This window comes from Streptomyces sp. NBC_00005 (assembly GCF_045160215.1).
Classification (GTDB): domain Bacteria; phylum Actinomycetota; class Actinomycetes; order Streptomycetales; family Streptomycetaceae; genus Streptomyces.
This window is the reverse complement of record NZ_CP108316.1, coordinates 6,464,980-6,489,028: the sequence shown is the minus strand read 5'-3', so window position 1 is coordinate 6,489,028 and position 24,049 is coordinate 6,464,980. Positions and strand designations below refer to the sequence as shown.

Sequence of the window (24,049 nt, the reverse complement as noted above, 5' to 3'; positions counted from 1 at the left end):
GACTCCGGTCACCGCACGCGCGGCGATTCCATGTCGGCCACCGGCGGCCGGGAAGCGCAGCTTACTCACAGCGCCTTGAGGGCCTGAGCGGTGGCCCGCGCCAGCGCCGCCAGGTAACCCTTCGGCAGCTTCGGGCTGCGGATCACCACCGAACGCCAGTACAGGGGGCCCGAGATGAGGTCGAGGGCCAGCTCGTCGTCGAGCCCCGCGCGGACCTCGCCGCGCTGCTCCGCCGCCGTAATGATCTTGCTGGCCACACCCTCCTGCCCCTCCCGCAGGGCCTTCTGCATGGCGTCGGCGATCTCGGGGTTGCGGGCCGCCTCGGCCTGGAGGTCCGGGATGATCTGCGAGGCCACGGGGTGCCGCAGGGCGCGGGAGGTCACCTCGTACAGCAGGCGCAGATCGCCTTCCAGGGAACCCGTGTCGGGCGCCGGCAGCCCCTGCACCGCGAGCGCCGAGACCACGTCGAGGACCAGGTGCAGCTTGGAGCGCCAGCGGCGGTAGACCGCGGTCTTGCCGACGCCCGCGCGGCGCGCGATCCCCTCGATGGACATCCGCGCGTAGCCGACGGCGGCGAGCTCTTCGAAGACGGCAGCGCGGATGGCTTCCGTCACATCCTCCCGGAGTACGGCCGCCCCGGCGGGGGCTCGGCGGCGCGGACGCGTCTGGGGCTCGTCGGCGTTCGTCGTCATGCGTCCAGCATAGGGCGTTACGACGAAACGGTTGCGTCCTGACGCGGGAGGCGTTGCGACGAAACGGTGTCGTCCTCTCGCCGCCACCGAGGAATACGTCACGACGAAACGGTTGCGTTCCGACGCCAAGTCGGCCTACGCTCACGTTGCAACGATACGGTCCCGTCCCGACGTAAGAGAACGTGAAGAGAAGCGTAAGGAAACGGCGGGCAACCGACCGGCCGGACGCAAGCACCCCCTCCCCCCGAGCGAAAGCAGCGGATGTGAGCCAGGTCCTCCACACACCGCCCCCGACGCCGGCCCCGGCCGACGACGATCTCGCGGCGCTCGCCGCCCGCCACGGCCTCTCGGTCAGCGGTGCCCGCCCCAGCCTGCCGGAGTACGTCCGCCAGCTGTGGGCCCGGCGTCACTTCATCACCGCGTTCGCGACGGCCAAGCTCACCGCGCAGTACAGCCAGGCGAAGCTCGGCCAGGTGTGGCAGGTCATGACCCCGCTGCTGAACGCGGCGGTGTACTACTTCATCTTCGGCGTGCTGCTGGGCACCAAGAAGCACGTGCCGGACTACATCCCGTTCCTGGTCACGGGCGTGTTCATCTGGACGTTCACGCAGAGCTCGATCATGGCGGGCACCCGCGCGATCTCCGGCAACCTCGGCCTGGTCCGGGCGCTGCACTTCCCGCGGGCCGCGCTGCCGATCTCGTTCGCCCTCCAGCAGTTGCAGCAACTGCTGTTCTCGATGGCCGCCCTGGTCGTCATCCTGCTCTGCTTCGGCGTCCCCATCGCCGTCTCCTGGGTGCTGGCGATCCCGGCCCTGGTGCTGCAGTTCATGTTCAACGTCGGCGTCTCGATGATCATGGCGCGGATGGGTGCCAAGACCCCCGACATCGCCCAGCTGATGCCGTTCGTGCTGCGCACCTGGATGTACGTCTCGGGCGTGATGTGGAGCATCGACAAGCTGACCAAGGGCGACCACCTGCCGCACGCGGTGACCATCGCGCTGGAGACCAATCCGGCCGCCGTCTACATCGACCTCATGCGCTACGCCCTGATCGACAGCTTCCACTCCAGCCAGCTGCCCCCGCACGTGTGGGCGGCGGCCACCGGCTGGGCGCTGCTCGCCGGCGTCGGCGGCTTCATCTACTTCTGGAAGGCTGAGGAGACGTATGGCCGTGGCTGAGAACACCATCGACACCATCGGGACTTCCGAGCCCTTCGAATCCCTCGAGTCCCTCGAGTCCCTCGAGTCCCTCGAGACCGTCGACCGGACTCCCGACTCCACGATCCCCACCGTCGTCGTCGACGGCGTCGACATCGTCTACCGGGTCAACGGCACCGGCGCCGGACGCGGCTCCGCGACCGCCGCTCTCAACCGCATGCTGCGCCGTCAGAAGGCCGAGAAGGCGGCGGGTGTCCGCACGGTGCACGCCGTCAGGAACGTCTCCTTCGTCGCCTACAAGGGCGAGGCGGTCGGCCTGATCGGCACCAACGGTTCCGGCAAGTCGACCCTGCTCAAGGCGGTCGCGGGCCTGCTGCCGGTGGAGAACGGCCGTATCTTCACCCACGGCCAGCCCTCCCTCCTCGGCGTCAACGCGGCCCTGATGGGTGACCTGACCGGCGAGCGCAACGTCTACCTCGGCGGACTCGCGATGGGCATGTCCCGCGAGCAGATCAAGGAGCGCTACCAGGACATCGTCGACTTCTCCGGCATCAACGAGAAGGGCGACTTCATCACGCTGCCCATGCGCACGTACTCCTCCGGCATGGGCGCCCGGCTGCGCTTCTCCATCGCCGCCGCCAAGGACCACGACGTCCTGCTCATCGACGAGGCCCTCGCCACCGGCGACCGCTCCTTCCAGAAGCGTTCCGAGGAGCGCATCCGCGAGCTGCGCAAGCACGCGGGCACGGTGTTCCTGGTCAGCCACAACAACAAGTCGATTCGCGACACCTGCGACCGGGTGCTGTGGCTGGAGCGCGGCGTCCTGCGCATGGACGGGCCGACGGAGGACGTCCTGAAGGAGTACGAGGACTTCACGGGCGACAAGAGCGACAAGCCCAAGGCGAAGGCCGCCGCCCCGAAGGTGCCGCAGCCCAGCTGACCGGCTCGGCGCAACGCGAAGGGGTGCCCCCGAGCCGTACTGGCTCGGGGGCACCCCTTCGCTCTGTCCTACGAGTGCGTCCGCAGCAGCGTCCGCATCGTCCGCATCGCCACCGACAGGTTGGCCAGGTCGAACGTCTCCGAACCCTGGATCTCCTCCAACGTCGTGCGCGCCCGGCCCAGGATCGCCGCGTTCTTCTCCTCCCACGCCTTGAAGCGCTGCTCGGGAGTCGAGGTGCCGTTGCCGACCGCCAGGACGTCCGCGGTCACGGCCGAGTGGGCCGCGTACAGGTCCTCACGGATGGAGGCGCGGGCCATGGACTGCCAGCGGTCCGCGCGCGGCAGCTCGATGATGCGGTCCATGAGCTGGGTGATGTGCAGTCGGTCGGCGAGGTCGTAGTAGACCTCGGCGACGTCCATCGGCTCCTTGCCCATGCGGTCGGCCACCGAGACGATGTCGAGCGCCGGGAAGGCGGAGGAGAACCCGGCCACGCGCGTGGCGAGTTCGTCCGGGACGCCGCCGCCGGTCAGCTCGTCGTAGATCTGCTGCCACCACTCGAGGTCCGCGCCGCGCAGCAGCTTGGTCAGCTGCGACCAGACCTGCTCGACGCGCTCGCCGAAGAAGTCGACCGTCTCGGCGAGTTGCAGCGGCTGCGGCCGGTTGTTGAGCAGCCAGCGCGTGCCGCGCTCGACCAGGCGGCGCGAGTGCAGGCGGATACGGGTCTGGACGGCGGCCTCGACACGGTTGTCGAGCTCCTCCACCCCGTCCCACACCGGCGCCGAGCGGAAGATCGCGCGGGCCGCGGTCTGCGCCCTCACGATCTCCTCCAGCGAGGCACCGGTCTCCTCGCGCAGCCGGTGCAGATACGTCGTACCGCCCGTGTTCACCGTGTCGTTGACCAGGACGGTCGTGGTGATCTCGCGGTGCAGCGGGTGGCCGTCGATGCGGTCGGCGAACTGCTCGCGCAGCTGCGCGGGGAAGTACGCGTGCAGCAGACCGCGCAGGTACGGGTCGTCCGGCAGCGAGGTGTGCAGCAGCTCGTCGGCGACCGTGATCTTCGTGTACGCCAGCAGGACGGCCGTCTCCGGGCTGGTGAGACCCTGTCCCTGGGCCAGCCGCTCGCGGATCTGGCGGTCGGTGGGCAGGAACTCCAGCGCCCGGTCCAGGTGGCCCTCACGCACCAGGTGGCGCATGTAGCGCTGCTGGGCGTGGAGCATGTCCTTGGACTGGGCCAGCGCGTTGGCGATCGCCGTGTTCTGCGCGTAGTTGTTGCGCAGGACCAGGCTGCCGACCTCGTCGGTCATCGCGGCGAGCAGCTTGTTGCGCTGCTTCACGGTCATGTCGCCGTCGGTGACCAGGCCGTTGAGCAGGATCTTGATGTTCACCTCGTGGTCGGAGGTGTCCACGCCCGCGCTGTTGTCGATCGCGTCCGTGTTGATCTTGCCGCCGTGCAGCGCGAACTCGATCCGGCCGAGCTGGGTCAGGCCCAGGTTGCCGCCCTCGCCGACGACCTTGACGCGCAGGTCGGCGCCGTCGACGCGGATCGGGTCGTTGGCCTTGTCGCCGACGTCCGCGTGCGTCTCGGTGGACGCCTTCACATACGTACCGATGCCGCCGTTCCACAGCAGGTCCACCGGCGCCTGCAGGATGGCCTTCATCAGGTCGGCCGGGGTCATCTTGGCGACCTTGCCCTCGATGCCGAGGGCCTCACGGATGTGCGCGTTGACCGGGATGGCCTTGGCGGTACGGGGGAAGACGCCGCCGCCCGCGGAGAGCAGGTCGGTGTCGTAGTCGGCCCAGCTGGAGCGCGGCAGCTCGAAGATGCGGCGGCGCTCGGCGTACGAGGTCTCCGCGTCCGGGTTCGGGTCGATGACGATGTGCCGGTGGTCGAAGGCGGCCACCAGGCGGATGTGCTCGGACAGCAGCATGCCGTTGCCGAACACGTCACCGGACATGTCGCCGATGCCGACGCAGGTGAAGTCCTCGGACTGCGTGTCGACGCCCAGCTCCCGGAAGTGCCGCTTGACGGACTCCCAGGCGCCGCGGGCGGTGATGCCCATGCCCTTGTGGTCGTAGCCCGCGGAACCGCCGGAGGCGAAGGCGTCACCGAGCCAGAAGTTGTACGTCTCCGCAACGCCGTTGGCGATGTCGGAGAAGGTCGCGGTGCCCTTGTCGGCCGCGACGACGAGGTAGGTGTCGTCCCCGTCGTGCCGTACGACGTCGGCCGGGGGCACGACCTCGCCGGCCACCATGTTGTCGGTGATGTCGAGCAGCGCCGAGATGAACGTCTTGTAGCTGGCGATGCCCTCGGCCAGCCACGCGTCGCGGTCCACGCTCGGGTCCGGCAGCTGCTTGGCGACGAAGCCGCCCTTGGCGCCGACCGGCACGATGACGGTGTTCTTCACCATCTGCGCCTTCACCAGGCCGAGGATCTCGGTCCGGAAGTCCTCCTTGCGGTCGGACCAGCGAAGGCCGCCGCGCGCGACCTTGCCGAAGCGCAGGTGCACGCCCTCCACCTGCGGCGAGTACACCCAGATCTCGTACGCCGGGCGCGGCGCCGGCAGGTCGGGGATCGCCTGCGGGTCGAACTTCATGGACACGTACGCGTGCGGCTTGCCGCCCGCCGCCTCCTGGAAGAAGTTCGTCCGGAGGGTCGCCTTGATGACGGTCAGGAAGGACCGCAGGATCCGGTCCTCGTCGAGGGAGGCCACCTGGTCGAGGGCCGCGTCGACCTCTTCGAGGAGGGCGTCGACGATCTCGTGGCCCGCGCGCTGGCGGTCCGGCGACATCCGCGCCTCGAACAGCGAGACCAGCAGCCGGGTGGTGTGGACGTTGTTGCGGAGGGTGTCCTCCATGTAGTCCTGGCTGAAGGTGGAACCGGCCTGGCGCAGGTACTTGGCGTACGCGCGCAGCACCGTCGCCTGCCGCCAGTTCAGCCCGGCGCTCAGCACCAGCGCGTTGAAGCCGTCGTTCTCGGCCTTGCCGGTCCAGGTGGCGGCGAAGGCATCCTGGACGCGCTCGCGTCCGTCGTCGCCGAGGTAATCGCCGCCGCCGTTCTGCGACTTGGGCATGCGCAGGCCGAAGTCGTAGATCCACGCGGTGGTGCGGTCCGAGCAGCGCAGCTCGTACGGCCGCTCGTCCGTCACCTCGACGCCGAGCCGGCTGAGGGCCGGCAGCACGGCGGACAGGGAGACGGCCTCGCCCTTGCGGTAGATCTTGAACCGGCGCTCCTCGGGAGCGGCGCCCACGGGCTCGTACAGGCTGAGGGAGAAGTCCTTGCCGCTCTCGGCCTGTGCCGCGTCGAGCTGTTCGAGGTGGACGAGGTCGGCGACCGCGGCACGCGGGGTGTGGTCGGCCTTGTAGCCCTCGGCGAAGGCGCCGGCGTACTTGCGCAGCAGCTCGGCGGCCTTCTCCTCGCCGCACTCGGCGTTCAGCGCCTCGGCGAAACCGTCGGCCCAGGAGCGGGCGGCCTCCACCAGCCGCGCCTCGATGCGCTCCTTGTCGGCGTCGGACAGCTGCGGCAGCTCGGTGCCCTGCGGGACGCGGACCACGAAGTGCAGCCTGGAGAGGATCGACTCGGTGTTCCAGGCGGTGAAGTCGACGCTGATGCCGTCGAGTTCCTCCTTCAGGATGTCGATGATCCGCAAGCGGACACCGGTGGTGTAGCGGTCGCGCGGGAGGTAGACGAGGGCGGAGTAGTAGCGCCCGTACTCGTCCTGGCGGAGGTAGAGCCTGAGCCGCCTGCGCTCCTGCAGATACAGGACGGAGGTGGCGATGGACTCGAGCTCGTCCGCCGGGGTCTGGAAGAGCTCGTCGCGCGGGTAGGTCTCCAGGATCTGCAGCAGGTCGCGCCCGTCGTGGCTGTTGGGCGAGAACCCGGCGCGCTCCAGGACCTCCTCGACCTTGCGGCGGATGACCGGAACCCGGCGCACCGATTCGGTGTACGCGGCGGAGGAGAACAGTCCGAGGAAACGGCGCTCACCGACCACGTTGCCGTCCGCGTCGAACTTCTTGACGCCGATGTAGTCCAGGTACGACGGCCGGTGCACGGTGGCGCGGCTGTTGGCCTTGGTGAGGACCAGAAGCTTGTGTTCGCGGGCCTTGGCGCGGGCGTCGGCGGGCAGTCGCTCGAAGGAGGGGCTCACAGGGTGGCTGTCCTCCCCGGCGTGCTGCGGGTCGGAGCGCAGGATGCCGAGGCCGGTGCCGGGCACGGCGGCCAGCGAGTCGTCGTCCCGCAGCCGGTACTCGCGGTAGCCGAGGAAGGTGAAGTGATCGGCGGACAGCCAGCGCAGCAGCTCGCGGGCCTCCTCGATGTCCTGCGCGCGCAGGTCGGTTGCGACGGGCTCCTTGGGCAGTTCGTCGGCCATGCGCAGCGCCGCGTCCCGCATCTTGTCCCAGTCCTCGACGGTCTCACGCACGTCGGACAGGACGCGCAGCAGGTCGGTGGTGATCTGCTTGAGGTCGCCGCGGTCGGTCTCACGATCGATCTCGACGTGGATCCAGGACTCGATGTGCGCGTCGTGCGGCAGGTCGCCGCCCGACGGCGCGCTGAGCACCTCGATGAGCTTGCCGGTGACGTCCCTGCGGACGACGATCTGCGGGTGGATGACGACGTGGATGCCACGCCCCTGCCGCGTCAGCTCATTGGTGACGGAATCGACGAGGAAGGGCATGTCGTCGGTGACGACCTCGACGACGGAGTGGCTGCACGTCCACCCGTTCTCCTCCACGGTGGGCGTGTGCACCCGCACGTTGGCCGTGCCCTGCGGGCGGTTCTCGGCCAGCCGGTAGTGCGAGAGTGCGGCTCCGAAGATGTCGACCGGATCGCGGTCGCCCAGGTCCTCCGGGGCGGTGTGCAGGTAGTAACGCTGGAGGAACGCGAGCACGGTGTCCCGGTCGGGAGTGCTCTCATCCGTCGTCCCAGTCGGTAGGTGCCCCCCGACCGGGCTGTTCTCAGCTACCCGGGCGGCCCTCTCGAGCAGCTCGGCCTTGGCTTCGTCCAGCTTGGTCTGCATTGTCCTCTGGCTCCTGTCGCGCGCCGTTGCGTGACGTAGAAGGAAGTTCGGTCTCTTCCCTTCCGACGTAACGCCGCGACGCGGGGTGTCCGGTCTGCTTCGACGCTATGCCGCAAGGTGAGATGAGTGGGGGGTTATCAGCCATTCTCGACACGCCCCGGGGATGTGACGCTGCTCTCTGCGGCGCCTGCTTCGGGGGTGCGTACGGCGTCCTGGGGGCCCGTGCGACCCCGTCCCGCCCGCGAAGACCAGCGACCGCCGCCCGGTCACGGAGGTAGTCCGTGCTCACCGGGCGCGGGGCAGGGGCAACAGTGCCCCCGCGAGCTATCGCGCTGATCACGCCACAAGGCTATCGCTCAGTACGGGGGCCCCGTCATGAGCCGTATGTGTACAAAACCGGGGGTCGAACTTTGACACTCTGCACAGGGGCACACACCCCACTGTCGTGCGGGTCGGCGATACGAGTCCCTCATCTGATCCCCCTTGCTCGAAAACGACCGGACCTCTTGGCAAGGCCACCCCCAGGAGGCAGGTTGCCCATGACAGCGCATGCCCGCCCGAGGGGAGCCGCCCGACATGACCGCGAAAATCCTCATCGTCACCGGCGACGCAGCAGAGTCACTCGAGGTCCTGTACCCCTACCAGCGCCTCCGCGAGGAGGGCTACGACGTCCACATCGCGGCCCCCGCCCGCAAGAAGCTGCAGTTCGTCGTCCACGACTTCGAACCCGGCTTCGACACCTACACCGAAAAGCCCGGCTACACCTGGCCCGCCGACCTCGCGTTCGCCGAGGTCGACCCCGGTCAGTACGCCGCGCTCGTCATCCCGGGCGGGCGCGCCCCCGAGTACCTCCGCAACGACCCCGAACTCCGCAAGATCCTCAAGTCCTTCTTCGACGCGGACAAGCCGGTCGCCCAGATCTGCCACGGCCCCCTGCTCACCGCCGCGATCGACAGCCTCCGCGGCCGCCGCGTCACCGCCTATCCAGCGCTGGAACCGGACATGCAGGCCGCCGGCGCCGACTTCCAGGACGCCGAGGCAGTGGTCGACGGCACCCTGGTCTCGTCCCGCGCCTGGCCGGACCACTCCGCGTGGATGCGGGAGTTCCTCACGGTGCTGCGCGCGAAGGCTCCGGTGACCTGACGTCACGAAAGCGCGAACGCCCAACCGGGCACGGTGTTTTCACCAGCGCCGCGCCCCCGCAGGCTCACGCCGCCAGCCGCTCCGCCTCCGCGACGGCCTCCGCCAACGAGTCCACCACCGGCACGCCTACCTCTTCGAGGCTGGCCCGGCCGTGCGACCCGCCCGTGTACAGCACCGCCCCCGCCCCCACGTGCCGCGCGGCCACCGCATCGTCGGCGGCATCGCCGATCACGACCGTACGAGACGGGTCCACACCGGCCAGCGACGCGAGGTGGCGCACCATGTGCTCCGCCTTGCTGCCGCCCGAGGGCCCGGTCCGCCCGTCGACGCGTATGAAGTGCGCCTCTATCCCGAACCCCCGCACCAGCGGGACGAGTTCATCGTGCACGTACATGCTCAGGATCGACTGACTGCGACCCGCCGAGCGCCAGTCGGAGAGCAGCTCCGGCGCCCCCTCGGTCAGCCCGCAGCCGACCCGGTGCTCGGCGTAGTACCGGTGGAAGGTCTCGTCCATGACCTCCCACTCGGCGTCCGTCGGCAGCCGGCCCATGAGCCGCTCGTAGAACTTCGGCACCGGCACGCAGTACAGCGCCCGGTACTGCTCCATCGTGATCGGCTCGAGGCCCAGCTCGGCGAACGCCGCGTTCGTCGCGCCGATGATCGCGTCGTTGTCGTGGAACAGCGTCCCGTTCCAGTCCCAGACGATGTGCGCCCCTGTCTTCTTCCCCATGCCAAAAAAGGTACCCGCCGCCACTGACAGTCAAGAGCCCCGCAGGTCAGGCAGGCACCGGGCAGGCGTGGGGAGGGCTCAGTCGCCGCGCCCCACCAGGTTGGGGATCTCTTGCGTGGCGTACCACAGCAGCTCGTGGTCCTCGGCCCCGTCCACCACGAACTGCGCGTCGTCGTCCCCGCGGTCCGCCGCCTCGAGCGCCTCGGCCGCGGCGGCCACGTCCGCCTCCGCGTCGTCGAGGTCGACGTGCACGGCGGCCGCCTTGGCCAGCGCCACGGTCCCGGTCACCCGCACCTCGCCGAGCGCGGCCGGGTCGAGGCCCCGGTCGGGGTCGGACGACGCCGTGCCGTCGGGCACGTCGACGGCGACCACGACCCGGCGCCGTACCGCCCCGGGGTCCGCGGCCAGCAGCCGCAGCGAGGCCACTGCGGCGCGGTTCAGGGCCGCGTACTCCAGCTCCTCGATGTCGTCGGAGAGGTACCACTCGCGCAGGGCGGGCGTGACGGCGTACGCGGCGAGCGGCCCTGCCCCCAGCTCTCCCGTCTTGAACGCCTCGGCGAGACCGGAGAGGGTCAGGGGGACGTAGACGCGCATGGCTGGCCGCTTTCGTGGTCGGTGGCTGGGCGCGCTCAGGCGCCTCCCGGACGGCCTTCAGGATACGTGTGGGCGTCCCCTTTCGAGTCCCCGCCCACACGCCCGGAGGCGTCCACACGCAGCCTCGGAAGTCACCCGGCCCACCCCCGTGATCCCGGGCTTCCGCACCCCCTTCGTCACCCTGATAGGTGAAGAATCCGGCTGCTCCGACCCGGGCCCCCAGGTCCTTGCTGCTGCCGTCCCCCGCCGCGTACAAGATCCCCAACAGCAAGTTACCGGCCGGTATCAACCGGGCCCACCGAACGGGGACGCGCATGCACAAGATCATGACCAGGGCACAGCACCAGCCGGGCACCCGTCCTCCCGGCCGCCGCGACTCCCGCCGCCCCGGCGGCGCCCCGCCCCGCACCCCGGGCGGAACCCCGACCCGCACGGCACCGGGCGGCGGCCGCCCGCCCGGCTCGCGGGCCGGCGGCCTGTCCTCCAGCACCAGGCCCACCGACAGCCGCCCGCCGACAACTCCTGCCACGCCGATCAGGAGCACGACCGGCGCCCTCACCAGCACAGGCGCCCCGGGCAGCATGACCACCACGGCTCCCGGCGCGGGTGTCGCCACCATGGCGCACGCCCGCACCACCACCCACGCCCCGCCGAACACGGTTCCCGCCCCAGGGGAAACCGCCCCGGCCGGGATCCCTGCCTGCCCCGGGGTCCACACCCTGCCGGTTCCCCAGCCCCGCCCCACCGACGTCTTCGCCGACCTCCTGGTCGCGGTGCTGAGCGGCCAGCGCCCCGTCCACTCGATGCTGCGGCACACCGCGGGCCGGGCCTACGACGAACTGGCCTGGCTCGCCGAACGCAGCCCCCTGCGCACCCGCGGCACTCGCCCGGTCGTCCGCGACATCGGCTACTACGAAGCCCGTCCCGGTGCCGTCGAGGCCTTCGCCCGCATCGGCGCCGGCGAACAGCTGCGGGCCATGGCCTTCCGTCTGGAACGGGGCCGGGACCTCCGCTGGCGCTGCACGGCGGTGGAACTCGGCGGCCCGCGCCCGCCGCGCCCCACCGGCGACGACTAGAAGGCCCCTGACACAGCCCGGCCCGCCGCTGCACCGCCGTACGCGGAAGGGCCGGGACAACCCCGAGGTGTCCCGGCCCTTCAAGCCGCTACGGCGCCACAGGCGCCCGCTGCCTACTTCTTGCGGCGGCGCCCACGGGACTGCTTGCGCCGCTCCGCGCGCGTGAGGCCGTCGGCCTCGGAGCGCACCGGCTCCTCGTCGCCGACGAAGTCGCCCTCGATGGTGCCGCCCTCGCCGTCCACGGTCGGGGCGGAGAAGTGGAGGTTGCGGCGCTGCGGGGCGTCCAGGCCCTTGGCGCGGATCTCCGGACGGCCGCCCGCCTGCGCCGGCACCACGTCCTGCTTCTCCATGTCGACCGGCTCGGCAGCCTCGACCGGGACCTCCTCGACCTGCTGCTCGACCTGGACCTCCAGGTTGAACAGGTAGCCGACGGACTCCTCCTTGATGCCCTCCATCATGGCGGTGAACATGTCGAAGCCCTCGCGCTGGTACTCGACCAGCGGGTCCTTCTGCGCCATCGCGCGCAGGCCGATGCCCTCCTGGAGGTAGTCCATCTCGTAGAGGTGCTCGCGCCACTTGCGGTCGAGGACCGACAGCACGACCCGGCGCTCCAGCTCACGCATGATCTCGGAGCCGAGCTGCGTCTCGCGCGACTCGTACTGCTCGTGGATGTCGTCCTTGATGGACTCGGAGATGAACTCGGCCGTCAGACCGGCCCGGTCGCCGGCCGCTTCCTCCAGCTCGTCGACGGTGACCTTCACCGGGTAGAGCTGCTTGAAGGCGCCCCACAGCCGGTCGAGGTCCCAGTCCTCCGCGAAGCCCTCGGCGGTCTCCGCGGCGATATACGCGTCGATCGTGTCGTCCATGAAGTGCACGACCTGCTCCTGCAGGTCCTCGCCCTCCAGGACGCGGCGCCGCTCGCCGTAGATGACCTCGCGCTGGCGGTTGAGGACCTCGTCGTACTTCAGGACGTTCTTACGGGTCTCGAAGTTCTGCTGCTCGACCTGCGACTGGGCGGACGCGATCGCGCGCGTGACCATCTTGTTCTCGATCGGCACGTCGTCCGGGACGTTCGCCATCGACATCACGCGCTCGACCATCTGGGCCTTGAAGAGCCGCATCAGGTCGTCGCCGAGCGAGAGGTAGAAGCGGGACTCGCCGGGGTCACCCTGACGGCCGGAACGACCGCGCAGCTGGTTGTCGATACGCCGCGACTCGTGCCGCTCGGTGCCCAGGACGTAGAGCCCGCCGAGGTCCTTGACCTCCTCGAACTCGGCCTTCACAGCCTGCTCGGCACGCTCCAGGGCTGCGGGCAGGAACTGGGCCCACTCCTCGATGTGCTCCTCGGGGTCGAGGCCACGCTGGCGCAGCTCCGCCTCGGCGAGGTCGTCGGGGTTGCCGCCGAGCTTGATGTCCGTACCACGGCCGGCCATGTTCGTGGCGACCGTGACGGCGCCTTTGCGGCCGGCCTGGGCGATGATCGGCGCCTCACGGTCGTGCTGCTTCGCGTTCAGCACCTCGTGCTGGATGCCGCGCTTGGAGAGCTGCTGCGAGAGGTACTCGGACTTCTCGACCGACGTCGTACCGACGAGGATCGGCTGGCCCTTCTCGTGCTTCTCCGCGATGTCGTCGACCACCGCGTCGAACTTGGCGACCTCGGTGCGGTAGATCAGGTCCGACTGGTCCTTGCGGACCATGGGCCTGTTGGTCGGGATCGGGACGACGCCGAGCTTGTAGATCTGGTGGAACTCGGCGGCCTCGGTCATCGCCGTACCGGTCATGCCGGAGAGCTTGCTGTAGAGGCGGAAGAAGTTCTGCAGGGTGATCGTGGCGAGCGTCTGGTTCTCGTCCTTGATGTCCACCCCTTCCTTCGCCTCGATCGCCTGGTGCATGCCCTCGTTGTAGCGGCGGCCCGCGAGGATACGGCCGGTGTGCTCGTCGACGATCATGACCTCGCCGTCGATGACGACGTAGTCCTTGTCCTTCTTGAAGAGCTCCTTCGCCTTGATGGCGTTGTTCAGGTAGCCCACCAGAGGCGTGTTGACCGACTCGTAGAGGTTGTCGATGCCCAGCCAGTCCTCGACCTTGGCGACACCGGGCTCGTGGATGGCGACCGTGCGCTTCTTCTCGTCGACGTCGTAGTCGCCGGTCTCCTCCTCGCCCTTGAGCGGGTTGCCCGCCTCGCCCTTCTTCAGGCGCGTGACCAGCTTGGCGAAGTCGCCGTACCACTTGGTGGCCTGGTCGGCCGGACCGGAGATGATCAGCGGCGTACGGGCCTCGTCCACGAGGATGGAGTCGACCTCGTCGACGATGGCGAAGTTGTGGCCGCGCTGCACCAGTTCGTCCTTCGACCACGCCATGTTGTCGCGCAGGTAGTCGAAGCCGAACTCGTTGTTCGTGCCGTACGTGATGTCGCACTCGTACTGCTGGCGGCGCTCGGCGGGCGTCATGTTGGCGAGGATGCAGCCGACGCTCAGGCCAAGGAACTTGTGGACGCGGCCCATCATCTCGGAGTCGCGCTCGGCCAGGTAGTCGTTGACCGTGATCAGGTGAACGCCTTCTCCGGAGAGGGCGTTCAGATACGCGGGCAGCGTGCCCACCAGGGTCTTGCCCTCGCCGGTCTTCATCTCGGCGACATAGCCGAGGTGAAGCGCTGCGCCACCCATCATCTGCACGTCGTAATGACGCTGTCCGAGGACGCGCTTGGCGGCCTCGCGCACGGTGGCGAACGCCTCGGGGAGCAGATCGTCCAGGCTCTCGCCCTCGGCGTACCGCTGCTTGTACTCATCGGTGAGGGCGCGCAGCTCGGCGTCGGAGAGGTCGACAAAATCCTCTTCGATGGACTTGACCTGGTCCGCGATGCGGTGCAGCTTGCGCAGGATTTTGCCTTCGCCTGCACGCATGATCTTCGAGAGGACGGACACGGGGGTTGGTCTCCTTGCCGGTCGGGCCTGGGACGGTCGGTTTCCACTTGACTTACTGAGCAACGGCCATCGTATGCGAGGACCCCGCCCAGCCGGGAGCCTGCCGGGACGACGACGGCAGGCGGCTTCTCGCACCGCTTCAAATCTTCTTCAAAAGGGACAACGGCCGGGCCCCGCGGATGGTGCCGCACACCGCCGACGAATTGCGCGAATTGTGATCACCCGCTCACACAGGGCCAAAAACATGGCGTCCTCACGAGCCGTCCAAGGAGAATCGGCCGATGGAACCCGTGACGCTCACGACCGCCCGTCTTCTTCTGCACACGGTGGGCCCCGAGCACACCGACGCCGTGTACACGGCCGCCCAGGACCCCGACATCCAGCGCTGGACCACGATCCCCTCGCCCTATCTCCCCGAGCACGCACGGAGCTTCACGCAGCAATTGGTCCCCGAGGGCTGGGCGAGCGGCTCGATGCTCACCTTCGGTCTCTTCCTCCCCGAAGGGGAGGAGTTGGTGGGCATGCTCGGCCTCACCATGCACTCCCTGAGTGTGACCGAGATCGGCTTCTGGGGCGCCAAGGAGCACCGCGGCAACGGCTATGTCACCGAGGCCGCCGTCACCGCCTCCCGCTGGGCCTTCACCCACCTGTCGGTCGACCGCGTGGAATGGCGTGCGGAAGTCGGCAACAGACCCTCCCGCGCGGTGGCAGAACGCGCCGGCTTCGTCGTCGAGGGAGTCCTGCGCTCCGCGATCATCCACCAGGGCGTCCGCCGGGACTGCTGGGTGGGTTCGCTGCTGCCGTCGGACCTGGGCCTGCCGTCGACGGCGCCGTATCTGCCGGCACCGGCCTCAACTCCGGGCGCCCAGTGACGAATCCGCAGGTCACCGAGCATTGTCAGTCCCGCCCTCTATCGTGCGGACCATGACGACCCCGCGCCCCACGACCGACCTCTCGGCAGACGACGCCCGCCGTATCGCCCTGCGCGCCCAGGGCTTTGTCGGCACGCCCGACCGCAGGGCCGGCGTGCGCGGCGTCCTCCGACATCTCGGCGCGGTCCAGCTGGACACGATCTCGGTCCTGGCACGCTCCCACGAGCTCATCCCGTACGCCCGCCTCGGCGCGGTCGGCCGCAACACTGTGGAGAGCGCCTACTGGAAGGACGCGTCCGCCGTCCCGCACGCCTTCGAGTACTGGTCGCACGCCGCGTGCATCCTCCCCGTCGAGGAATGGCCCCACTTCGCCTTCCGCCGTCGCGCCTACCGAAGCCGCCCGCACTGGAACCACGCCCTCCCGGACGGCACCTACGACCAGGTCATCAAGCAACTCCGCACCGAAGGCCCCCTCACGGCCACGGAGTTGGGCGGCGCGAAGCGCACCAGCGAGTGGTGGGACTGGTCCGGCACCAAGGTCGCCGTCGAGCGCGCGCTGATGTACGGCGAGGTGGTGTGCGTGGAGCGCCGCGGCTGGAAGCGCGTCTACGACCTCGCCGAGCGCGCGATCCCGGACACCCTGCTGCACGACGAATTGGATGACACGGAGTGCCTGCGCCGTCTGGTCCGCCTCGCGGGCCAGTCCCTGGGCGTCGGCACGCGCGCGGACATCGCCGACTACCACCGTCTCAAGGCCGAGCAGGTCGACGCGGTGATCGCCGACTCGGGCCTGGTCCCGGTCACGGTCGAGGGCTGGGGCAAGCCGGCCTGGGCCGACCCGGCGGCTCTCGGGACACCGCCGCGCGGCCGCCACCGCACCACACTGCTGTCCCCCTTCGACTCCCTGATCTGGGAAAGGGCACGCACGGAGCGGATCTTCGGCTTCACCCACCGCCTGGAGGCCTACGTCCCCAAGCCGAAGCGGGTGTACGGCTACTTCGCGATGCCGGTCCTCGCGGGCGGCCGCCTCGTCGGCCGCGTCGACCCGGCCCGCGAGGGCCGCACGCTGGTGGCCAGGCAGGTCACTCTGGACGGCCCCAAGGCGGTCCCTGCGGTGGCGCAGGCCCTGACGGAGGCGGCGAGCTGGGTGGACTGCACGGACGTACGCGTGGAGCGGGTGGACGCACCCGAGCTGCGCGAGCCCCTGGCCAAGGAGCTCACTCGCGCCCTCGGCTGAGCCTCACCGGATCTCGAGGATCTTCTCCCGCATCGCGTACACCACGGCCTCCATCCTGGAGTGCAGTTGCAGCTTCTCCAGGATGTTGCGCACGTGGTTCTTCACGGTGTTCTCGGAGATGAACAACTCCTTGGCGATGTCCCGGTTGTTCATCCCCGTGGCGACGAGTTTGAGGACCTCCAGCTCGCGGTCCGTCAGCCGCGGCGCGGGGACGAGCCGGCGCTCGTCGGTCCGCTGGATCATCGACTTGAACTCGGTGAGCAGCTTCGACGCCATGGAAGGGCTGATCTGCGACTGCCCGTCGGCCACCGCGCGAATGGCGGTGGCCACCTCGTCCGTGGAGATCTCCTTGAGGAGATAACCGGTCGCACCCGCCTTGATCGCGTCGTAGAGGTCGGCCTCCTCGTCGCTGATCGTCAGCATGATGATCTTGGCGCTGGGAGCGACCTCCTTGATGGAGGTGCAGGCCTCGATCCCGCCCCGCTTGGGCATCCGCACGTCCATCAGGACGATGTCCGGCAGCAGGTCGGCCGCCTTGTCGACGGCCTCCGCGCCGTCCCCGGCCTCCCCGACGACCTGGATGTCCTCCTCGGCCGCGAGCACGATCTCCAGGCCACGGCGGAAGAGGGCATGGTCGTCCACGACAAGGACTCTGATCGGTTCCTTGCGTGGAGTGCCTGCGTCCGGGCCCATGCCGACGACGCCGCCGTCGGCATCCTCGTCACGCATCGGTCCGAAGCTGTCCGCCATCGTTCCTCCCCCTGAAGGCTGTGGCCTGTGGTTCTGTGCCATCGCCAACCCAAGGCAACGGCCCACTGGTTGGGCCATTGCCGCCATGATTCCATGCCCGGACGACAACACGGTGACAGAGCGGGGTGTAAAGGGGTTGCACACCGGTGCCCCTGGGGGCGCACAGGCGCTCTCCAGGGGCACCGGCTCAGCCGTCAGCCGCGCGGGTCAGCCACCCAGCGTGCCACCCGGCGCGGGCGACTGCGCCTGGGTGACCATCGGGTCGGTGCTGAGGTGGATGACGCCGTAGTCGTAGGCGTGCCGCCGGTAGACGACACTCGGTTCCTTCGTCTCGGAGTCGACGAAGAGGTAGAAGTCGTGTCCGACCAGTTCCATCTCGTAGAGGGCCTGGTCGAGCGTCATCGGGGAGGCGACGTGGGTCTTCTCGCGGACGATCAGGGGACCTTCGCCCTTGACCTCCAGCGAGCCGATCTTCTTGGTGGGCACTCCGTCCTGCTCTTCCTCGTGGACGGGGTGGCCGTTGCCGTTGAGCGTCGCCGCGCCGGGGACGTGGTCGGGGACCTCGGCGGCCGAGATCCTGCGCGCGCCACGGCGAGAGAACCGCTTGTCGTGCTGCTTGCGGAGCCGGGCGTCCAGCTTCTCCGCCGCCAGGTCGAGTGCCGCGTACGGGTCACTGGCCGCTGCCTCCGCCCGGATCACCGGACCGCGGGAGCGGAGCGTGATCTCCACTCGGTCACAACGGTCGGCCTGTCGGGGGTTCGGCTCCTTGGACACCTCGACGTCGAGGCTGATCACCTTGCCATCGAGCTTCTGGATCTTCTCCAGCTTCAGCTTCTCGGCCACGTGCTTGCGGAACCGCTCGGGCACCTCGGTCTTGCGGCCCTTGACGACGATGTCCACGCAGAACTCCGTTCCCGGATCGCTCCGCTCCAGCGGCGGAGCATCTCCCTTTTGCACCAGGCTCCGGCGAGCTCCGGAACCTCGGACTCGGTGACTTCCACCTCCTCCCCCGCGGACAAGATCTCCACTCCACCGCTGCGGATGATTGTGAAAAACCCGCAGCCCGGCATTCGCGTATGAGAGGGATGGCCTGCGCCTTTCTCTCACAACCGAACATATCTCGCCCGGACGGATGTCGTCACCCTCTACCGCGGCGTACCTCCGTTCAGGTGAATTGACCCTCTCATTACCTGCAACGATGCAAGTTCGCAGTCAGTTCCGGTTTATTTCGAACGAATCTGGCGGCGCTGCGACCACGGCTGCGCAGATCACGTCACCCGCGCCGCCCGCACCCGCTATTCCTGGCACCGCGTGCCTACTGTCGGTCCCTTCGTCCGCGGATCCGGCGATCCGTTCCTCCCTGCCTTCCCGACCAGTTGCCGCGTACACGGCCGGAGTTGCTCCGCCGTACGAAATCAGCCCCGGATTGCGTCGGTGCGCGATCGCCGCTTCTGCCATTCCCCCGTACGCGCGCGTCCGTTGTTCCCTCGCCGTCGCCGCCCGCACGGCACGCGCCGCCTCCGTCAGGGACGCGCCCGTCGTCATCAGGTCGTCGACGAGCACGACCGAACCGCCGCGAAGCAGTCGGTCACCGCCGGGCGCCAGTGCCAGCGCGCCCGCCAGATTGTCCTGCCGCTGCCGGGAGTTGAGCCCCGACTGGTCGGCCACGGCACGCCGCTGCCGCAGCACGGCGAGCACCCGGGCCGCGGTCCCGGCCCGCCGCAGCTCACCCGCCGCGGCAAGCGCGATCCGCCGCGCCGGATCGTGTCCCCGCGCACGCACCGCCGCACGCGCGGACGGAACGGGCACGAGCAGCACGGGCCGGTCGCCGCCCATGGCCGCGGTGCCGGACGTTTCGAGTCCCGCCCGCACAGCTCCTGCCAGAGCCGTGCCCAGCGGTGCCATGAGGGCCAGCGCGCCGCGTTCCTTGTGGGCCAGCAGCACGGCTCGAACCTCGTCGGCGTACCGGGCGGCCGCGTGCACCACGGGCAGCCCGGGCGGTTCCGGCACCGGTCGCACCCGGCTCGGTACGGCCCCGCTCAGGGCGGCACGGCACTCCGGGCAGAGCACCGTGCGAAGCCTCCCGCAGCCTCCGCACTCGGCCGGCAGCACCAGGTCGGTGAAGTCCTGCCACCACCCCCGCATGCCCACCACTGTGCCAACGCCCGAGCCGCCCGGCCACCCCTGTGGAAAACTCCCTTGTGGACAACTCGTGCCGGGCGCAAACCGCGCCCCTCACCCGGGATAGACCGGTGCCTCTCCGTCCGTGACCTTCTGCCACTGCTCCCCGGACGGCAGCCGTACGATCCCGTCCTCCGAGTACGCCACCAAGGGCAGTCCGTCGAACTCGGTGGCGGTGATCTCCTTGATCCCGCTGAGGGCCGCGGGCGCCGGCCCCTCCGGCGTGGAGCCGTCGACCTGGGCGTAGCGCATGGTCTGCAGTCCGCCCTGTTCGCGCCCGACCACCACGAGCCGGCTGTCCCCGGCCCACGACATGGTCGTGACGTCCTCCAACTCCGGGGTCGCGGAGCGCAGTTCGGCCACCGAGAGCGCCGGCCGGTCCTCCGCGGTCTCCTGCCGCCGCTCGATCCGCCCGATGAGCAGGGACGACTTGTCGCCCTTCGCCACCACGAGCGCTATCCGCACGCCGTCGGCGGCCACCCGGACCTCCTGGATGCGGCCGTCCAGCTCCGGGGTCTTCACCACGATCGGCTCGCCCTTGCCCTGCTCCAGCACGAGCAGCCGGGGGTCGCCGGGAGCGCGGTCGGCCACCCAGACATCGCCGTACGCGTCCCAGCTGGGCGCCGTCAGCCGATCCTGCTCCGTCTTGCCCTTGCTGGTCAGTACGGGGTCCCCGAGCGAACTGCCGGACACCAGCGACCCGACGTACAGGTTCTTGCCGTCCCCGGAGACGGCGGCCGCGGAGTCCTCGTCGCGCGACACGGCCACCGACCGCAGCGCCTTGGCACCCTCACCCAGCGCCCCGGGCACCGGAGCGGCCTTGCTGCTGTCGAGGCCGGTCGCCATCCGTACGACCCGGCTCTTGTTGTCGATGAAGTACAGGTAGGTGGGCTGCTCCGCCGAGCCGCGCGCGGCGACGTTGTCGACCCGGCCCTCGGCGAGCGTGCACAGCCGCGCGTTGCCGGACCGCAGCTCGACCTGGTCCACCGCCGGCGTGAGGTTCTGCAGCGTGAACAGGAGCTGGGCCGCCATCTCACTGCACTGGTTCGCGCCGACCCGGGCCGCGCTCTTGTTCAGCGGGACGGTCAGGTTGTTCTGGTCGTCGGGCGTCAGCGTGGTGACGCCCTTCGCCAACGCCGTACCGGTGGGGAAACTCGTCCGCACCACACGGTCGAGCCAGTTCGTGGGCCCGTTGAGCAGCGAGTTGACCATCTGCGTCATGGGGTCCACGCGCCGGCGCACATACACGGGGTCCGCGACGGCCGCGGGCTGCGACGCCGTCCCAGCAGTGGCGTTCGAGGCGAAGTAGTACTTGTTGACGGACATGTAGTTGCGCTGGAAGTCCGACTTACCCATGACGACGCCCTGCGGCAGCCTGTCGATGCGCCACTGCTTGGTCTTCTTGTCACGTGTGAGATGCACCGGCGCGGCGTAGCTCCCGCTTGCGGGCGAGTACGCCTGCTGCTCGTCCACCCTGGCGACCCTCGTGCCCGTCAGCGTGTACGAGAGGTCGTCGGTCTCCTCCCGGCCGCCCAGGTGGTTGGTGTCGATGCCCGGTCCGTCCGCGAGGACCGTGCTGGACAGCCCCGGCTTCCACGTCTGCGACGCCTGCTTGGTCAGGTATTGGCGCGCCGTCGAATAGTTCGGATCGTCGCTGGTCAGCGCCTCGAGGAAACCCGAGACTATGTCGGCGGGCTGGGCGTTGTCCTGGGGTGGCATGGCGAAGACCCGGACCTGCGTGTCCTGCCGCGCCGTGGAGTCGACTCCGCGCAGGTCCCCGCTGTCGGGCATCGAGGCGCACCCCGCCAGCAGTACGACGCCGCAGGCGGCGTACGCCAGCGCGCGCATCGGTCCGCGCCCGGCGCTCCCCTCGCGGTCAGCGCCCACGGAATGCCTCCCCATGCTTCTTCGAGTCCCCCGACCCGGCGTCCGGCTGGCTCGAGGTCTCCCTCAGCGCCCCGTCCTCGCCGGACTTCTCGTCCTGCCGTCGCGCTCCCGAGGTGGGCCGGGGCACCACACGCGCGCCGTTCCCGGGCAGCGCCGTCGGGTCGGCGGTGGGGGCCGCACCGGCCGTCCTCGGAGCTATCTGCGGTATCTGGTCCCCGGCGGGCTGCACGGGCACGGTGGCGGTCTTGTCCCCGCCCCCGCTCGGCAGCCCGGCGTCATTGAGTCCACGGTTGCGGCGCGAGTCCTTGGGTTCCAGCGGTATCGGCGAGCCCCGCAGCGGCTCGTCCGCGGTCCGCGGCAGCGTCAGCCGGAACTGCGAGCCGCCGCCCGGCTCGCCCCACGCCTGCAGCCAGCCGCCGTGCAGCCGCGCGTCCTCCAGGGCGATGGACAGTCCGAGGCCCGTACCACCGGTGGTACGCGCGCGTGCCGGGTCGGCCCGCCAGAAGCGGCTGAACACCCGGGTGGCCTCGCCGGGCTTGAGCCCGACGCCGTAGTCACGTACCGCGACGGCGACCGCCCCGCCCGCCGCTGCGAGTTTGACGACCACGTCCTGGCCCTCGCCGTGCTCCACGGCGTTGACGACGAGGTTGCGCAGCACCCGCTCCACGCGCCGGGCATCCGCCTCCGCGACGACGGGCTGCTGATCGCCCACCACGCGTATGTGCGTGCCCTTGCGATCGGCGAGCGGCTCGGCCCCGCTGACGACCCGCCGCACGACCTCCCGGAGGTCTATCGGCTCCGCCTCCAGCGCCGCCGCGCCCGCGTCGAACCGGCTGATCTCCAGCAGGTCCGCGAGCAGCGACTCGAACCGGTCCAGCTGATCGGCCAGCAGCTCCGCCGACCGCGCCGTCACCGGATCGAAGTCCTCGCGCGCCTCGTGGATGACGTCCGCGGCCATCCGTACGGTCGTCAGCGGCGTCCGCAGCTCGTGCGACACGTCCGACACGAACCGCCGCTGCATCCGCGACAGGTCCTCCAACTGCTGGATCTTCAACTGCAGGTTCTGCGCCATCTTGTTGAAGGCCTCACCGAGCCGCGCGATGTCGTCCTCACCGGTGACCTTCATACGTTCCTGCAGCCGCCCGGCGGACAGCCGCTCGGCGATCCCGGCCGCCATCCGCACGGGCGTCACGACCTGCCGCACCACCAGCCAGGCGATGGCCCCGAGGAGTACGACGACGAAGAGCCCCGCGGTCGCCAGCGTGCCCTTGACCAGGCTCAGCGACTTCTCCTCCTGCGTGAGCGGGAAGAGGTAGTACAGCTGGTAGGGGTCACCGTTGGGGTCGTTGACCTGCTTGCCGATGACCAGCGCGGGCTGGGACTCGTTGTCGTTGCTGTAGATGATGCGGGTGTAGCTCTGGGCGGCCGTCGTGTCGTCGTTGATCCGCGCGCGCAGGTCCTCGGGCACGCTGGCCGACGGATCGACGTAGCCGGAGGCACGTGGCCCGCGCCCGCCGCCGCTGTTGTCGTCGCCCGCAGGCAGCGTCACGACGTCGAAGGCGCCCTGGCCACCGCTGGACAGGGACTCCACGAGGTCGCTCATCCACGAGGTGAGGTTCTGCGACTGCCGTCCGTCCGCCGCCGTGCCGTCGTCAACGGTCCCGGCCGCCGCCTCGTCGGCCTTCTGCTTGGCCACCGCGAACCCGCCGGTGGCCTGACTCTGCGAGGCCTTCACCTTGGCGTCCAGCAGGCCGTTGCGCACCTGCCCGATCACCACGAAGCCCAGCAGCAGCACAACACCGAGCGACATCAGCAGCGTCGTGACGACGACCTTGAGCTGGATGTTGCGCCGCCACAGCCGCATGACGGGCAGCAGCGGCCGACGCACCCAGCGCATGAACAGGCGCAGGACCGGGCTGCCCTGGACTCCGCCCTGCAGCAGCCCACCCTCCAGCAGGCGGCCCCAGCGGGAGCCCGCCGTCTTCCGGCCGACAGGCCGCTGAGCGCGGGCCCCGCCCGGCCCGGGCGCCGAAGCGGCACTGTCACCGGACATGTCAGCTCGGCCCCGCCTTGTAACCGACGCCGCGGACGGTCACCACGATCTCCGGACGCTCCGGATCCTTCTCGACCTTCGAGCGCAGCCGCTGCACATGCACGTTCACAAGACGGGTGTCCGCGGCGTGGCGGTAACCCCACACCTGCTCGAGCAGCACCTCACGCGTGAACACCTGCCACGGCTTGCGCGCCAGCGCGACCAGCAGATCGAACTCCAGCGGCGTCAGCGCGATCGACTGCCCGTCCCGCTTCACGGAGTGACCGGCCACGTCGATGACGAGGTCACCTATGGCCAGCTGTTCCGGCGCCGGCTCCTCCGACCTCCGCAGCCGCGCCCGGATCCGGGCGACCAGCTCCTTCGGCTTGAACGGCTTCACGATGTAGTCGTCGGCACCCGACTCCAGCCCGACCACCACGTCGACGGTGTCGCTCTTGGCCGTGAGCATCACGATCGGCACGCCCGACTCCGCCCTGATCAGGCGGCACACCTCGATACCGTCGCGCCCCGGCAGCATCAGGTCGAGCAGCACCAGGTCGGGTTTGCTCTCACGGAATGCGGCCAGCGCCTTGTCGCCGTCGGCTACGAAAGACGGTTCAAAACCTTCACCACGCAGCACGATGCCGAGCATCTCGGCAAGTGCCGTGTCGTCGTCGACGACAAGGACTCGTCCCTTCATAAACGACATCATCCCATTCTCATAACAGTGGCAGAGCTGCTGGTGAGCAGGGTCACTGGCCCGTGACGATAGTCGTACTCGGCCGTCACTGTCTGCCCTCGTCCGTCGACGTCGATGTC

17 protein-coding genes are annotated in these 24,049 nt (G+C 69.7%); 6 read left to right on the top strand and 11 right to left on the bottom strand.

What is annotated here, in order from left to right:
• Positions 1-65: 65 nt before the first annotated feature.
• Positions 66-692 (bottom strand): TetR/AcrR family transcriptional regulator, encoded by a 627-nt coding sequence (locus OG303_RS29830; RefSeq protein ID WP_405872184.1) that lies wholly within the window; start codon positions 690-692, stop codon positions 66-68.
• A gap of 263 nt (positions 693-955) precedes the next feature.
• On the opposite strand from OG303_RS29830, the gene OG303_RS29825 reads away from it, so the two are divergent.
• Both OG303_RS29825 and OG303_RS29820 read left to right on the top strand, forming a co-directional pair.
• Complete coding sequence (locus tag OG303_RS29825) at positions 956-1,870, top strand: ABC transporter permease (RefSeq protein WP_405872183.1); 915 nt, start codon at positions 956-958, stop codon at positions 1,868-1,870.
• A gap of 103 nt (positions 1,871-1,973) precedes the next feature.
• Entirely contained in the window at positions 1,974-2,789 is an 816-nt protein-coding gene (locus OG303_RS29820) for an ABC transporter ATP-binding protein (protein ID WP_405877556.1), read from the top strand.
• Between the two features lie 68 nt (positions 2,790-2,857).
• Here the strand turns inward: OG303_RS29820 and OG303_RS29815 are convergent, their stop codons facing one another.
• On the bottom strand, positions 2,858-7,804 hold the full coding sequence (locus OG303_RS29815) for an NAD-glutamate dehydrogenase (RefSeq protein WP_405872182.1): 4,947 nt from the start codon (positions 7,802-7,804) through the stop codon (positions 2,858-2,860).
• Positions 7,805-8,380: 576 nt separating this feature from the next.
• On the opposite strand from OG303_RS29815, the gene OG303_RS29810 reads away from it, so the two are divergent.
• Positions 8,381-8,947, top strand: coding sequence for a DJ-1/PfpI family protein (locus OG303_RS29810; protein WP_405872180.1), 567 nt, complete (start codon positions 8,381-8,383; stop codon positions 8,945-8,947).
• Positions 8,948-9,011: 64 nt separating this feature from the next.
• Here OG303_RS29810 and OG303_RS29805 read toward each other — a convergent pair whose 3' ends face one another.
• Both OG303_RS29805 and OG303_RS29800 read right to left on the bottom strand, forming a co-directional pair.
• The gene (locus tag OG303_RS29805) at positions 9,012-9,677 is read right to left on the bottom strand and encodes an HAD family hydrolase (protein WP_405872179.1); all 666 of its coding nucleotides are present in this window, start codon (positions 9,675-9,677) and stop codon (positions 9,012-9,014) included.
• 78 nt (positions 9,678-9,755) lie between these two features.
• Positions 9,756-10,271, bottom strand: coding sequence for a DUF6912 family protein (locus OG303_RS29800; protein ID WP_405872177.1), 516 nt, complete (start codon positions 10,269-10,271; stop codon positions 9,756-9,758).
• Between the two features lie 314 nt (positions 10,272-10,585).
• Between OG303_RS29800 and OG303_RS29795 the strand changes: the two genes are divergently transcribed.
• Positions 10,586-11,347, top strand: coding sequence for an Rv3235 family protein (locus OG303_RS29795; RefSeq protein WP_405872176.1), 762 nt, complete (start codon positions 10,586-10,588; stop codon positions 11,345-11,347).
• 113 nt (positions 11,348-11,460) lie between these two features.
• Here OG303_RS29795 and secA read toward each other — a convergent pair whose 3' ends face one another.
• Positions 11,461-14,271 carry a preprotein translocase subunit SecA gene (secA, locus tag OG303_RS29790; protein WP_405872174.1) on the bottom strand — a complete coding sequence of 937 codons (2,811 nt, stop codon included), beginning with the start codon at positions 14,269-14,271 and terminating at the stop codon, positions 11,461-11,463.
• 281 nt (positions 14,272-14,552) lie between these two features.
• Between secA and OG303_RS29785 the strand changes: the two genes are divergently transcribed.
• On the top strand, positions 14,553-15,143 hold the full coding sequence (locus OG303_RS29785) for a GNAT family N-acetyltransferase (RefSeq protein WP_405872173.1): 591 nt from the start codon (positions 14,553-14,555) through the stop codon (positions 15,141-15,143).
• A gap of 52 nt (positions 15,144-15,195) precedes the next feature.
• On the top strand, positions 15,196-16,380 hold the full coding sequence (locus tag OG303_RS29780) for a winged helix-turn-helix domain-containing protein (RefSeq protein ID WP_405872172.1): 1,185 nt from the start codon (positions 15,196-15,198) through the stop codon (positions 16,378-16,380).
• 3 nt (positions 16,381-16,383) lie between these two features.
• Here the strand turns inward: OG303_RS29780 and OG303_RS29775 are convergent, their stop codons facing one another.
• The 6 genes from OG303_RS29775 to mtrA all read right to left on the bottom strand — a co-directional run bounded on the left by OG303_RS29775 (position 16,384) and on the right by mtrA (position 23,942).
• Complete coding sequence (locus OG303_RS29775; protein WP_399405583.1) at positions 16,384-17,130, bottom strand: response regulator; 747 nt, start codon at positions 17,128-17,130, stop codon at positions 16,384-16,386.
• 207 nt (positions 17,131-17,337) lie between these two features.
• On the bottom strand, positions 17,338-18,030 hold the full coding sequence (gene hpf / locus OG303_RS29770; RefSeq protein WP_405872170.1) for a ribosome hibernation-promoting factor, HPF/YfiA family: 693 nt from the start codon (positions 18,028-18,030) through the stop codon (positions 17,338-17,340).
• 312 nt (positions 18,031-18,342) lie between these two features.
• Positions 18,343-19,275 carry a ComF family protein gene (locus tag OG303_RS29765; RefSeq protein WP_405872169.1) on the bottom strand — a complete coding sequence of 311 codons (933 nt, stop codon included), beginning with the start codon at positions 19,273-19,275 and terminating at the stop codon, positions 18,343-18,345.
• A gap of 90 nt (positions 19,276-19,365) precedes the next feature.
• Positions 19,366-21,198: an LpqB family beta-propeller domain-containing protein gene (locus OG303_RS29760; RefSeq protein ID WP_405872167.1), complete on the bottom strand. Its 1,833-nt coding sequence runs from the start codon at positions 21,196-21,198 to the stop codon at positions 19,366-19,368.
• Positions 21,188-23,251 (bottom strand): MtrAB system histidine kinase MtrB, encoded by a 2,064-nt coding sequence (gene mtrB / locus OG303_RS29755; RefSeq protein WP_405872165.1) that lies wholly within the window; start codon positions 23,249-23,251, stop codon positions 21,188-21,190. Before mtrB ends, OG303_RS29760 begins: the two co-directional genes overlap by 11 nt.
• A 1-nt stretch (position 23,252) precedes the next feature.
• Positions 23,253-23,942 carry a two-component system response regulator MtrA gene (gene mtrA, locus OG303_RS29750; protein ID WP_187284748.1) on the bottom strand — a complete coding sequence of 230 codons (690 nt, stop codon included), beginning with the start codon at positions 23,940-23,942 and terminating at the stop codon, positions 23,253-23,255.
• Positions 23,943-24,049 lie beyond the last annotated feature (107 nt).